Raw genomic sequence first — 12328 nt, 5'->3', positions numbered from 1 at the left:
TGCGCCTTCGGCTGGCCGCCGGAGCGACCACCGCCACCGCCACCGCCGCGACGGCGACCGCCGCCGCCACCGCCCCCGCCGCGTCCGCCCTGGGCCTGCACCGGGGGCGCGGCCGAGGGGGTGACGTGCGGGGCGACCTCGCCGACGAGCGCGGCCAGGGCGGCGTGGCCCGGGGCGACCGAGGTCGTGGTCGGGCGGATCTTCGCCAGCCGCACCAGGTCGGCGACGTCGCGGTTCTGGTCGGGCGTCATCACGGTGACGACGACGCCGGCGGCGCCGGCGCGGGCGGTGCGGCCCGAGCGGTGCAGGTATGCCTTGTGCTCGGCCGGCGGGTCGACGTGCACGACCAGCTCGATCTCGTCGACGTGGATGCCGCGGGCCGCGATGTCGGTCGCGACCAGCACGCGGGTGCCGCCCTCGGTGAACGCGGCGAGGTTCCGCTCGCGCGCGTTCTGCGACAGGTTGCCGTGCAGGTCGACCGCCGGCACGCCCGACGCGGTGAGCGTCTTGGCCAGCTTGCGGGCCTGGTGCTTGGTGCGGGTGAACAGCAGCCGGCGGCCGGTGCCGGACGCGAGCTCGCGCACGACGTCGTTCTTGTGGTCGCGGCTGACGGCCAGCACGTGGTGCGTCATCGCCGGCGGCGGGGCCGAGGCGGAGTCGACCGAGTGCGTCACCGGGGTGTGCAGGTAGCGGCGCACCAGCACGTCGACGCCGTTGTCGAGCGTGGCGGAGAACAGCATCCGCTGCCCGCGCTCGGGGGTGCGGTCCATGATCCGCTTCACGCCGGGCAGGAAGCCGAGGTCGGCCATGTGGTCGGCCTCGTCGAGCACGGTGACCTCGATCGCGCCGAGGTCGCAGTGCCCCTGCTTCATCAGGTCCTCGAGCCGGCCGGGGCAGGCGATCAGCACGTCGACGCCGGAGCGCAGCGCCGAGACCTGCGGGTTCTGGCCGACGCCGCCGAAGACGACGGCGGTGCGCAGGCCGGCCGCGGTCGCGAGCGGCTCGAGCGTGGCGCGGATCTGCGTCGCCAGCTCGCGGGTCGGCGCCAGCACCAGCGCGCGGGGGCGCTTGGGCTGGGCGCGCAGGCCCGACTCCTTGAGCCGCGCGACCAGCGGGATCGAGAAGGCCAGGGTCTTGCCCGAGCCGGTGCGACCGCGGCCGAGCACGTCGCGGCCCTGCATGGTGTCGGGCAGCGTCGCGGCCTGGATGGGGAACGCGCTGGTGCGGTCCATCGCGGTGAGCGCGGCCACCAGGTCGGCCGGCACACCGAGGTCGGCGAACGAGGCGCCCTCGGCGACGGGACGGTGAGCAGCGGGCGCCGTGGCCGGGGCGGCAGCGGGCGCGGTGGCCGGAGCGGCCTGGGCCGCCGCAGCGGCCTGGGGGGCGGAACCGGAACCGCCGCGTCCGCCGCGGCTGCGGCGACGACGGGGGCGGCCCTGGTGGTCGGAGCGGGGGGCGGGCGCGCTGTCGCGTCCGTCCCGGGCAGGGGTGTGCACGGGTGACGTACGTCCTCTCGGATCGGTTGGCCGCGGTTGCCGGGCCCACCGGTTCCGGTGCCTCACGCAGCCGCCGGACGGCGGTGCGGGCGCTGGAGCGGGGCCGCACCGAGCGGTGCGGAGCAGACGACCTCGGGGCGACCCTCGTGGTCGCGTCCCTGGTGCCAGTGTCGCAGACGGCGCGCCGTCCCCCGACCACGCGTCCCCCTGGCGCGTCAGCCGGGCAGGTTCCAGCGGGTCCACGGGGACGTGCGGACGCCGGCGAGCGTCGTCACCATCTGGCGCTGCGCCCACGGCACACGGGACGACAGCACCAGCCCGAGGTCGCGCGGCGGGCCGATCGGCGTGAGCCCGCTCTGGAACACCGGCGTCATCAGCATCGACCACCACCGGTAGTACCGGACGTGCTGCGCCCGCTGGTGCACGTACGTGCGCAGGGCGCCGTCGACGTCACCCGGCTGCTCGCGCAGCGCCCACGCCAGCGTCCACGCGTCGGCGAGCGCCATCGACGCCCCGGCGCCGAGCTGCGGGCTCATCGCGTGCGCCGCGTCGCCGAGCAGCGCGATGCGGTCGTGCGCGGGCTGCCGCACCACGACGTCGCGGTAGCGCGCGCCGAGCACGCCTGTCTCGCAGACCTTCTCGACGAGGGATGCGTACCGCTCCCCCGCCAGCGGTGCGGCGACGCGCACCAGCGCCTCGGGCCCGGCCGCGAGCGCACGGTCGACGTCGCGGCTGCGGATCGACCAGAACAGCGACGCGCGCCCGACGCCGGTGGGCATCAGCCCGAGCGTCGTGCGGGTGCCGCCCCAGCGCTGGACGAGCGCGTCGCCGACGACACCCTCGGGGTCCGGGACGATCGACCACAGCGCGCCCCACCCGTAGGGCCGGTCCATCTGGGCGGTGAACGCGAGGCGCCGCAGCTGCGACTGCGCGCCGTCGGCGCCGACCAGCAGGTCGAACGGCCCGTGCGCGGCCCCGGCGCCGTCGACCGCGGTCCAGCCCCGGGCGTCTCGCCGCACCACCCGCACGTCGACGCCAGGCAGCACCTCGACGCCGGAATCCAGGGCGGCCGCGTGCAGCAGCTCGAACAGCGTGGTGCGCTCGACGCCCCAGGCGTGCAGCGTGGCGTCCGGGTCGGTCTCGAGGTCGGCGTAGCGGATCTGCATGGTGCGCAGGCCGCCTGCGGTGCGCCCGTCGACGCGGTGGATCGGGCTCGACCCCCGGCGGAGGTCCTCGCCGACGCCGAGCCGGTACGCCACCTGCTGGCCGAGGCGCTGCAGCATGAAGCCCGCCCCCACCGGGCCGAGCCGCTCGCTGCGCTCCAGCACCCGCACCCGCCGGCCGTCGCGGGCCAGCAGCGTCGCGAGCGCCAGCCCCCCGATGCCCGCACCGACGACCCCGACCTCGCGCGCCCCCATGGGCCGTACCGTCCCACAACATCCTCGTCACGGAATCGTGCTGACAACCTCCGAGGGGTCCCGGTGCGTCCACACTCGTGCCATGCCCGCGCCGTCGCCGCTCCCGGACGCCGCACGCGAGCGCGAGTTCAGCCGCTTCGTCCTCGCGCGCCGTGCGGCGCTCGTGCGCACCGCCGCGCTGCTGACCGCGGGCGACATGCACCTCGCCGAGGACCTCGTGCAGACCTCGCTCACCCGGCTCTACCTCTCCTGGACGTCGGTGCGCCGCAGGGGCAACGAGGAGGCCTACGTGCGGCGCATCCTCGTGCACGCGTTCGTCGACGAGACCCGCCGGGCACGCTGGCACCGCGAGGAGTCGCGCGACCTGCTGCCCGACCTGCTCACCGACCGCGTGGTCGACGCGCCCGGCGAGGGCACCGACGACTCGCCCGACGCCGCGACCGTGCGCGCCGCCCTCGCCACGCTCACCCCGGGCGAGCGCGCCGTCGTGGTGCTGCGGCACTGGCTCGACCTGTCGGTGCAGCAGACCGCCGACCACCTCGGCTGCTCGACCGGGACGGTGAAGTCGCAGAACGCGCGCGGTCTCGCCCGGCTGCGGGGCGCGCTCGCCGACCCCGCGGACCGACCCGTGCCGGTGGCGCGGTGAGCCACGACCGCGACGACGACGTCCGCGCCCTGCTGGCGCGCGCGGTGCCCGACGTCACCCCGCCGCCGGACGTCGACGCCGACCTGGTCCGCGGACGGGCCGCGCTCGGCCGGCGCCGCTCGGTGCTGGCGACGCTCGCCGTCGGCGCCGGGACGGTGCTGCTCGCCGCCGGCGCCGTGGCGCTGCCCGAGCGGCTCGCCCCCACCGGCGCCGCGCCCGCCGCGCCGACGGCCACCGGCCTGCCGCTGCCCACCACGGAGGGCGACGACCGCTCCACCGGCGCGGACGTCGCCCGCCTCGACGAGCCTGCGGGCGACCCCGTGCCCCTGGAGCCCTCCGCCCAGGACCAGCACCCGGACGACGTCGTCGCGACCGTGGTGCCGCGCGGCTGGTCGGTGACGAGCGCCGACGCGTCGACGCTCCGGGTCACCGACGGCACGCCGGACGGGGTCGTCGACGTGGTGCCCTCGCCCTTCCCCGGCACGCCACCGGTGATGCGCGGCGTCGGCGACTTCGAGCGGCTGGGCGGCACCCACGTCTCCTACTACTGGGTCGACGAGTCGAGCGGGACGCCCCGGCCGTCGATGGTGTTCGAGCTGACCTACGGCCGCTGGGCCCAGGTGAGCGCGACGCCGCGGCTCGGCTGGGGCATGGCCGAGCTCGGCGCGTTCGCGTCCGGCCTGCGAGCGCCGTTCACCTGCGCGGAGCCGTGCGAGGTCCCGCTCGTCCCGTGACGGACCGCTGCGCGTCGGTCTGACACCCTGGGCGGGTGCCCCCCGTCCCGCCGCTGCGCGCGCTCGCGACCGAGCACGCCGGCGACCCGGAGGGACTGCTCGACGCGTTCTCGGTCTGGGCGGCCGGCACCGGGCGCCCGCTGTACGAGGCGCAGGAGGAGGCGCTGCTCGAGGTCGTGACGGGTGCCAACGTGGTGCTCGCGACCCCCACCGGCAGCGGCAAGTCCCTGGTGGCCCTCGGTGCCCACCTCGCCGCCCTGGCCCGCGGCGAGCGCACCTACTACACGGCGCCGATCAAGGCGCTGGTGAGCGAGAAGTTCTTCGACCTGTGCGACCTGCTCGGTGCCGACCAGGTGGGCATGCTCACCGGCGACGCCGCCGTGAACCCCGACGCCCGCGTGATCTGCTGCACCGCCGAGGTGCTCGCCAACCAGGCGCTGCGCGAGGGTGCCGGCGCCGACGTCGGCCAGGTCGTGATGGACGAGTTCCACTTCTACGGCGAGCCCGACCGCGGGTGGGCGTGGCAGGTGCCGCTGCTCGAGCTGCCGCAGGCCCAGTTCCTGCTGATGTCGGCGACGCTCGGCGACACCGCGCTCCTGCGCGAGGACCTCACCCGCCGCACCGGACGGCCCACCGCCCTGGTCTCGCACGTGGAACGTCCTGTGCCGCTGTTCTTCTCGTACGCGACGACGCCCGTGCACGAGACGGTCGCCGAGCTGCTCGAGACCCACCAGGCGCCCGTCTACGTCGTGCACTTCACCCAGGCGGCGGCCCTCGAGCGCGCGCAGGCGCTGATGAGCGTGAACGTCTCGACCCGCGAGGAGAAGGACCGGATCGCCGAGGCGATCGGCGACTTCCGGTTCACCACCGGGTTCGGTCGGACGCTGTCGCGCCTGGTGCGGCACGGCGTCGGCGTGCACCACGCCGGCATGCTCCCCCGCTACCGGCGGCTCGTCGAGCAGCTGGCGCAGGCGGGGCTGCTCAAGGTGGTGTGCGGCACCGACACCCTCGGCGTCGGCATCAACGTCCCCATCCGCACGGTGCTCATCACCGCGCTGAGCAAGTACGACGGGACGCGCCAGCGGCACCTGCGCGCCCGCGAGTTCCACCAGGTCGCGGGGCGGGCCGGCCGCGCGGGCTTCGACACCACCGGCAGCGTCGTGGTGCAGGCGCCCGACCACGAGATCGAGAACCTGCGGGCGCTGGCCAAGGTCGGCGACGACCCGCGCAAGCGCCGGTCGGTGCGACGCAAGGCCCCGCCGGAGGGCTTCGTCACCTGGGGCGAGCAGACCTTCGACCGTCTGGTCGCCGCCGAGCCCGAGCAGCTGCAGTCGCAGCTGCAGGTGTCGCACTCGATGCTGCTCAACGTCATCGCCCGCCCGGGTGACCCGTTCACCGCGATGCGGAAGCTGCTGCTCGACAACCACGAGCCGCGCGCCAAGCAGGTGCGGCACGTCAAGGAGGCGATCGCCGCCTACCGGTCGCTGCTGGCCGGCGGGGTGGTCGAGCGCCTCGACGAGCCGGACGAGACCGGCCGCACGGTGCGGCTGACCGTCGACCTGCCCGCGAACTTCGCCCTGCACCAACCGCTCTCGACCTTCGCGCTGGCCGCGATCGAGCTGCTCGACCCCGAGTCGGAGACCTACGCCCTCGACGTGGTCTCGGTCGTCGAGGCCACGCTGGAGGACCCCCGGCACGTGCTGCAGGCCCAGCGCCACCGGGCGCGCGGCGAGGCCGTCGCAGCGATGAAGGCCGACGGCATCGAGTACGACGAGCGGATGGAGCTGCTCGAGGAGGTCACCTGGCCGCGCCCGCTGGCCGACCTGCTCGACGCCGCCTACGAGACCTACCGCCGCGGCCACCCCTGGGTCGGCGACCACCAGCTGTCGCCGAAGTCGGTGGTGCGCTGGATGTGGGAGCAGGCGATGTCGTTCGGCGAGGTGGTGTCGAACCTCGGGCTGCAGCGCACCGAGGGCCTGCTGCTGCGCTACCTGGCCGACGCCTACCGCGCGCTGCGCTCGTCCGTGCCGACGGCCGCGCGCACCCCCGAGCTCGACGACCTCACCGAGTGGCTGGGCGAGACCGTGCGCCAGACCGACTCGAGCCTGCTCGACGAGTGGGAGGCCCTCGCGCACCCCGGCGACGACGGCGCCGTGCACCCGCCGGAGCCGTCCCGTCCGCGTCCCCTCACGGCGAACACACGCGCCTTCCGCGCGATGGTGCGCAACGCGCTGTTCCGCCGGGTCGAGCTCGCCGCGCTCGAGCGTTACGACGACCTCGGCGCGCTCGACGAGCGCGCGGTCGGCCGCGGCGGCTGGACGGCCGACCGCTGGTACGACGCGCTGGGCGCCTACTGGGACGAGTACGACGAGATCGGCACCGGTCCGTCGGCGCGCGGCCCCGCGCTGCACGTGGTCGACGAATCGCCCGAGGGCGAGCCGCCGCGCACCTGGCGGGTGCGGCAGGTGCTCGACGACCCCGACGGCGCCCACGACTGGGCGGTCACCGCGGTGGTCGACCTCGACGCCAGCGACGAGACCGGCTCGCCCGTGGTGCTGGTGCAGCACGTCGGCACCACCGACGACTGGCTCGCCTCCCGCGCCTGACGGCCACCCTCACCGCGGAGTGTGCACCGCGGACGCGACACGCTCGGCGTGTCGTGCGCGAGGTTCACACTCCGCCGGCTCGAGGTCGTCGGGGGCCGCCCGCCGGGCGCGGCGGCGCGACGCCAGCGCGTCGAGCACCAGGCCGAGCACCGCGCCCACCGCGAGCCCGGCGGCGACGCCGAGCAACGGGTTGTCGTGCAGGACGGCTCCGGCGGCGACCCCCACCACGACGGAGTACGCGGCCCAGGTCGCAGCCGCCAGCGCGGCGTAGGCGGCGAACCTGCGGGCCGGGAACCCGACGGCGCCGGCCGCGACGTTCACCGCGACCCGGCCCACCGGGACGTAGCGCGCCGCCAGCACCGCGACCCCGCCGCGGCGCTCGAGCGAGCGCCGGGCCCACTCGACCGTGGCCCGACCGCGACCGGCCCGCAGCAGCGGCACCCGGTCGAGCGGCACCCGCCGTCCGAGCCAGAACGCGGTGAGGTCGCCGGCGAACGCACCGACCCCCGCCACCACCGCGACCGCCCACAGCGGCGGTCCGCCGCCGGCGCTCACCGTCAGCGCCGAGGTCGCGATGACCAGCGACTCGCTGGGGAACGGCGGGAAGAACCCGTCGACCCAGCAGCACACCAGGAGCACGGGCAGCACCCACGGCGAGGCGGCGGCGTCGGTCAGCAGCTGGGTGATGGTGTCCCACACCCCACCGACGCTAGGCAGCGGCCGACCCCACCCGCGTCCGGCGGAAGCCGGGTCGGACCGCTGCGCGCGTGCGACTTTCGTCGGGGGTGCCCTCCGGGACGTCCCGGAGGCCCACCCCGACGACCGTGCTCAGCGCAGGTCGGCCACGCACTCGATCCCGCGCGCGGACGCGCGGGCCGACTCGTCGGCGAGCGCCGGCGGTGCGGCGGCTGCGGGTGCGGCCGTGACGGTCGTCGCGCCGACGACGACGCCCGCGGCGGCGCCGAGGACGGTGCGGCGGCTCGGCCGGTCCGGGTGCTCGCTCATGCTCCCCCTCCCTCCAGGCGGGCGCGCACGTCGGCCCGCATCGCGTCGAGGTCGACCCCGGTCGGGTCGATCTTCCCCGTCGTGCTGGTCTCGCGGTGGCCGCGCGCGTAACGGGCCGGACGCCCCAACCGCCGCAGCACCGCGGCGGTGCCGAGCACCGCGGCGTCGTACTGGCGCTGCAGCATCCGCTGCTCGACGCCGTCGTACTCGATCTCGATGCCGACCATGGTGGCGTTGCCGTCGCCCGAGGGGATCGGACCCGAGCCGCGGCTCGCGCCGGCGTGGTTCGCCCGTCCGGCCGCGATCAGGTGGAACCGCCCCCGCCGGTCGAGCAGCAGGTGGCACAGCGGCCCCGGCAGCGCCGAGCTGCCGCTGATCACGAAAGCCCTTGTCGGGTAGGGATCGTCGAGCGTCGCGCGGGTCGCCGTGTGGTGCCACAGCACCCCGATCGGGTCGAACCCGCCGGTCGAGGGCGGGCGTCCGCGCTCGCGCCACCCGTCGGTCGCGATCACCTCGCACCCCGCCGCCCGCAGCACGTCGCCGAGCCACGTCACCGTCGCCATCTCCTCGGTCCTCTCGTCGTGGTGGCGGATCCCGTCCCCGACCGTAGGAGCCCGAACCGGTCCCGGACGGGCGCACCGGGAATCTGTGGACGAACCGGGCGGGACGGGAACCACGGCCGGGGTCGGTGCCGTTCACCGGGCAGCGGCCACCGCCGCGCAGCGGCATAGGGTGGACGCAGGCCGACGACCGGGAGGGGAACCCGCATGTCCGACCCGCTGAACCTGAGCACGCCGCTCGCACCGCCCGCCGTGCAGACCACCAGCACCGACCTCGTGCTGGCCCCGCCGGCGCCGGTGCCCGTCGTGGAGGAGAAGCAGGCCGAGGGCATGCTGCCCGTCGAGCCGACCGTGCAGGAGCAGCTGCACGCCAAGGCCGCGGCCTTCGTCGAGGACCTCATGACCGTCGACGTGCGCAGCCCCGAGTTCGGGCAGAAGGTCGCCTCGATCACCACGATGGGGCAGCGCGAGATCGCGGAGTCGTCGAACGTCTCGAACCGCATGCTCGACCGTCCCGCCGCCGCGCTCAACGGCACCCAGGGACGCGGCCCCGGCGCGCAGGCGAAGGTGGCGGGCAGCCTGGCCGAGCTGCGCAACACCATCACCGAGCTCGACCCGGGGCAGTCCGACCTGCAGGGCGTCCGCAAGGTCTTCAAGTTCATCCCCGGCGGCAACAAGCTGAAGGCGTACTTCGACCGCTACCAGTCGGCGCAGTCCCAGCTCGACGCGATCATCAAGGCGCTCGCCTCCGGCCAGGACGAGCTGCGCAAGGACAACGCCGCGATCGAGGGCGAGCGCGCCAACATGTGGGCGCTGATGGGCAAGCTCAGCGAGTACGCCGTGCTGGCGGGCGCGCTCGACCAGGCGGTCGAGGCGAAGGTGAACCAGCTCAACGCGTCCGGACGGGCGCAGGACGCCGCGACGCTGTCGTCCGACGCGCTGTTCCCGATCCGCCAGCGCCGCCAGGACATCCTCACGCAGATGGCCGTGGCGGTGCAGGGCTACCTCGCGCTCGACCTGGTGAAGAAGAACAACGTCGAGCTGATCAAGGGCGTCGACCGCGCGCAGACCACCACCGTCGCCGCGCTGCGCACCGCCGTGATCGTGGCGCAGGCGCTGGCGAACCAGCGTCTCGTGCTCGACCAGATCAACGCCCTGAACACCACGACCAGCGCGATGATCGAGTCGACCTCGGTGATGCTGCAGCAGCAGGGTGCGCAGATCCAGGAGCAGGCCGCGTCGTCCACGGTGAGCATCGAGCACCTGCAGCGGGCCTTCGACAACGTCTTCGCGACCATGGACGCGATCGACAGCTACCGCGGCCAGGCGGTGCACAACATGGCGCAGACGGTGCAGGCGCTCGAGGGCCAGGTCGCCCGCGCCAAGCCGTACCTCGAGCGGTCGCAGACCTCGAGCCAGGTCGACGGCACGCACCAGCGCTGACGCCGTGAGCTTCTGGCAGGGGCTCTTCGGCCGCGAGGAGCCGCGGCCGGCGCCCACCGAGCCGCAGCCGCCGCACCAGCAGGCTCCCGCCTCGCCGGCGGCCGACCCGGTCGAGGACCTCGAGCGGCGCCTCGACGACATCGTCCGCCGGGTCAAGCGGGCCGGCGGCACGATGCCGGAGGGCGGCGTGCCCGCCGCCCGCGACGTCGAGGACGTGCTGCGCCCCCTGCTGCGCTACCTGCGCTCGAACCCGCCGACCGCGGCCGAGCTGATCCCGGTGCAGGCGATGGTCACCGACTACCTGCCGAGCACCCTCGACACGTTCCTCGCGCTGCCGCCGCAGTTCGCCGCCACCCACCGCGGACGCAACGGGCGCACGCCGTCCGAGGACCTGCTCGAGCAGCTGCGGCTGCTGGCCGAGGGCGCGACCGAGACGGCCACCGCCATCTACGCCGGCGACGCCCAGAAGCTCTCGGACCAGGGCCGTTTCCTGGCTACGAAGTTCACCCGCAGCGACCTCGACCTCTGACGCCGAAGCCGCGAGTGGTTGCTTCGCGGCTCGTGAAGCAACCGCTCGTGGCCTCGTGGCCAGCAGAGGGTGGCTCGCGGGTGGGCGTGCCGGCTCCCGGGCTCAGCCCTCGTCGAGCAGGCGCGCCAGGTGCAGGGCCCAGCGGCGCAGCGCCGACTCGGGTGCGTGCTCGAGGAACAGCGACGGCTCGGTGAGCTCGACCTCGAGCAGCACCGGGCCGTCGGCGCCGGGCAGCAGGTCGACGCGGGCGTAGCTGAGCGGGTGGCCGGGTACGGCGTCGGCCACGGCGGCGAGCACCTGCTCGGCCACCTCGTGCTGGGCCGCGCCCGCGCCGGCCGGGCTGATCTCCTCGACGTACTCGTGGTGGTCGAACGCACCGCGCTCGCCGTGCTGGGTCAGCAGCGCCGACTTGGTGATCGCGTGCGAGAACCCCCCGCCGAGGTGGATCAGGCTCGTCTCGCCGACCGCCTCGACGGTGTCGAGGTACGGCTGCACCATCGCCGACGACCCCTCGGCGTGCAGCCGCTCGACCAGCGCGAGCGCGCCCGCGTCGCCCGGTCGGAACCGGCCGGTGTGACCGGCCCCCGCGCCCACGGCTGGCTTCACGACGACGTCCGACCCGGCGAGGTGCTCGGGCAGCAGCGCGTCGACGCCGCCGGACAGGTCGACCCCGGGCTCGAGGAACACGGTCGGCACGACGGGGACGCCGCGCTCGGCCAGGTCGGCCAGGTAGTGCTTGTCGGTGTTCCAGGCGATCACCTCGGCCGGGTTCGCCGTCCGCCGGCAGCGTCGCGTCCAGGCGAGGAACTCCTCGCGCCGCGCCATGTAGTCCCACGTCGAGCGCACCAGCACCAGCGGGAGGTCCTCCCACGCCACGTCCGGGTCGTCCCACGAGGCCACGACCGGGTCGAGGCCCGCCTCGCGCAGCGCGTCGAGCAGCAGGTGGCCGTCGTCCTCGAGGTCGGGCAGGTCGCGGAAGGTCGCCACGGCGACGCGGGTGGGTGCGGTCATGCGCCCAGTCTGCCCGGCAGGCGGCGCACGGGGCCGTGCACCGGGCCGCGCCGGCGACGCACGGTGACATAGATTGGGACGCGCAGCACTCGGACGCACGACCGGGAGGGGCACGCGTGGTCACCGCGCTCACCAGAGGCGCCAACACCGCCCTGACGCGCGACCACCCGCACCTGCGCCGCGTCCTGGTGGGTCTCGGCTGGGGCCACCCCCGCACCGGGTCGCAGCCGTTCGACCTCGACGCCTCCGCCCTGCTCTGCGGCCCCGACGGCAAGGTCCCGGCCGACTCGTACTTCGTGTTCTACAACCAGCTCGACCCGCCGGCCGGTCCCGCCGCGGCCGCGCCCGCCGCCGGCCCCGGGGGCGGCGACGACGACGAGCAGGTCGAGGTCGACCTCGACGCCGTCCCCGCCTACGTCGACAAGATCGTGTTCGCCGCCTCGATCTACCAGGCGCGCGAGCGCCGGCAGACCTTCGGCGACCTCACCGGCGCCTACATCCGGGTGGCCGACCTCGACGCCGGCACCGAGCTCGTCCGGTACGACCTCGCCCACGACTGCGCGGGGGAGACGGCGCTGGTCTTCGGCGAGCTGTACCGCCACTCCAGCGGCGACTGGAAGTTCCGCGCCGTCGGCCAGGGCTGGTCGCAGGGCCTGGAGGGCATCGCGCACGACTACGGCATCAGCGCCGCCGGACGCTAGCCCGTGGCCGCACCCGACCACCCCGACCTGGGGTTCCTGCGACGGCGTCCCCCTCGCCGCCCGGCGCACGCAGCCGCCGCGGCGCCGGCGCCCGTACCCGCCGCCGCACCCGCCGCTTCACCCGGCGGGCTGCTCGACCTCGGTGGCCCGGCACCGGCCCCTGCCGCCGCACCGGCCCC

General features: G+C 75.3%; 12 protein-coding genes. 6 read left to right on the top strand and 6 right to left on the bottom strand.

What is annotated here, in order from left to right:
• Together ACYVKY_RS04430 and ACYVKY_RS04425 are read right to left on the bottom strand one after the other, a co-directional pair.
• On the bottom strand, positions 1-1232 hold a 1232-nt coding region (locus ACYVKY_RS04430), incomplete at its 3' end, for a DEAD/DEAH box helicase (RefSeq protein WP_460433788.1).
• A gap of 479 nt (positions 1233-1711) precedes the next feature.
• Positions 1712-2914 (bottom strand): FAD-dependent oxidoreductase, encoded by a 1203-nt coding sequence (locus ACYVKY_RS04425; RefSeq protein WP_460433787.1) that lies wholly within the window; start codon positions 2912-2914, stop codon positions 1712-1714.
• An 82-nt stretch (positions 2915-2996) separates the two neighbouring features.
• Here ACYVKY_RS04425 and ACYVKY_RS04420 point away from each other — a divergent pair, with 82 nt between their 5' ends.
• From ACYVKY_RS04420 to ACYVKY_RS04410, 3 genes are read left to right on the top strand one after another with little or no spacing between them, the layout of a single operon-like run.
• Positions 2997-3560, top strand: a complete 564-nt coding sequence (locus tag ACYVKY_RS04420; RefSeq protein ID WP_460433786.1) for a SigE family RNA polymerase sigma factor — start codon at positions 2997-2999, stop codon at positions 3558-3560.
• Entirely contained in the window at positions 3557-4294 is a 738-nt protein-coding gene (locus ACYVKY_RS04415; RefSeq protein WP_460433785.1) for a hypothetical protein, read from the top strand. Before ACYVKY_RS04420 ends, ACYVKY_RS04415 begins: the two co-directional genes overlap by 4 nt.
• A gap of 35 nt (positions 4295-4329) precedes the next feature.
• Positions 4330-6900: a DEAD/DEAH box helicase gene (locus ACYVKY_RS04410; protein WP_460433784.1), complete on the top strand. Its 2571-nt coding sequence runs from the start codon at positions 4330-4332 to the stop codon at positions 6898-6900.
• A 9-nt stretch (positions 6901-6909) separates the two neighbouring features.
• On the opposite strand, the gene ACYVKY_RS04405 is transcribed toward ACYVKY_RS04410, so the two are convergent.
• The 3 genes from ACYVKY_RS04405 to ACYVKY_RS04395 form a co-directional block, all read right to left on the bottom strand.
• Positions 6910-7599, bottom strand: coding sequence for a DedA family protein (locus tag ACYVKY_RS04405; RefSeq protein WP_460433783.1), 690 nt, complete (start codon positions 7597-7599; stop codon positions 6910-6912).
• Positions 7600-7728: 129 nt separating this feature from the next.
• A complete protein-coding gene (locus ACYVKY_RS04400) occupies positions 7729-7905 on the bottom strand; it encodes a hypothetical protein (RefSeq protein ID WP_460433782.1) in 177 nt (58 codons plus the stop codon).
• Positions 7902-8468 (bottom strand): peptidoglycan recognition protein family protein, encoded by a 567-nt coding sequence (locus tag ACYVKY_RS04395; RefSeq protein WP_460433781.1) that lies wholly within the window; start codon positions 8466-8468, stop codon positions 7902-7904. The genes ACYVKY_RS04400 and ACYVKY_RS04395 overlap by 4 nt, the downstream gene beginning before the upstream one ends.
• Before the next feature lie 204 nt (positions 8469-8672).
• On the opposite strand from ACYVKY_RS04395, the gene ACYVKY_RS04390 reads away from it, so the two are divergent.
• The gene (locus ACYVKY_RS04390) at positions 8673-9908 is read left to right on the top strand and encodes a toxic anion resistance protein (protein ID WP_460433780.1); all 1236 of its coding nucleotides are present in this window, start codon (positions 8673-8675) and stop codon (positions 9906-9908) included.
• Positions 9909-9912: 4 nt separating this feature from the next.
• Positions 9913-10437, top strand: coding sequence for a hypothetical protein (locus ACYVKY_RS04385; RefSeq protein WP_460433779.1), 525 nt, complete (start codon positions 9913-9915; stop codon positions 10435-10437).
• Between the two features lie 102 nt (positions 10438-10539).
• Here the strand turns inward: ACYVKY_RS04385 and ACYVKY_RS04380 are convergent, their stop codons facing one another.
• Entirely contained in the window at positions 10540-11448 is a 909-nt protein-coding gene (locus ACYVKY_RS04380; protein WP_460433778.1) for an ATP-grasp domain-containing protein, read from the bottom strand.
• A 116-nt stretch (positions 11449-11564) separates the two neighbouring features.
• Between ACYVKY_RS04380 and ACYVKY_RS04375 the strand changes: the two genes are divergently transcribed.
• Positions 11565-12149, top strand: coding sequence for a TerD family protein (locus ACYVKY_RS04375; RefSeq protein ID WP_460433777.1), 585 nt, complete (start codon positions 11565-11567; stop codon positions 12147-12149).
• The last annotated feature ends 179 nt before the right edge of the window (positions 12150-12328 follow it).

This window comes from Angustibacter speluncae, assembly GCF_054777815.1.
Note: the sequence above shows the minus strand (reverse complement) of the source record. Positions and strands in the feature narration are given on the sequence as shown.

Excerpts from the sequence above, each read along its gene's own strand:
- ACYVKY_RS04380 (WP_460433778.1), bottom strand. The coding sequence starts at position 11,448 with ATGACCGCACCCACCCGCGTCGCCGTGGCGACCTTCCGCGACCTGCCC.
- ACYVKY_RS04400 (WP_460433782.1), bottom strand. The coding sequence starts at position 7,905 with ATGAGCGAGCACCCGGACCGGCCGAGCCGCCGCACCGTCCTCGGCGCC.
- ACYVKY_RS04420 (WP_460433786.1), top strand. The coding sequence starts at position 2,997 with ATGCCCGCGCCGTCGCCGCTCCCGGACGCCGCACGCGAGCGCGAGTTC.
- ACYVKY_RS04425 (WP_460433787.1), bottom strand. The coding sequence starts at position 2,914 with ATGGGGGCGCGCGAGGTCGGGGTCGTCGGTGCGGGCATCGGGGGGCTG.
- ACYVKY_RS04390 (WP_460433780.1), top strand. The coding sequence starts at position 8,673 with ATGTCCGACCCGCTGAACCTGAGCACGCCGCTCGCACCGCCCGCCGTG.
- ACYVKY_RS04395 (WP_460433781.1), bottom strand. The coding sequence starts at position 8,468 with ATGGCGACGGTGACGTGGCTCGGCGACGTGCTGCGGGCGGCGGGGTGC.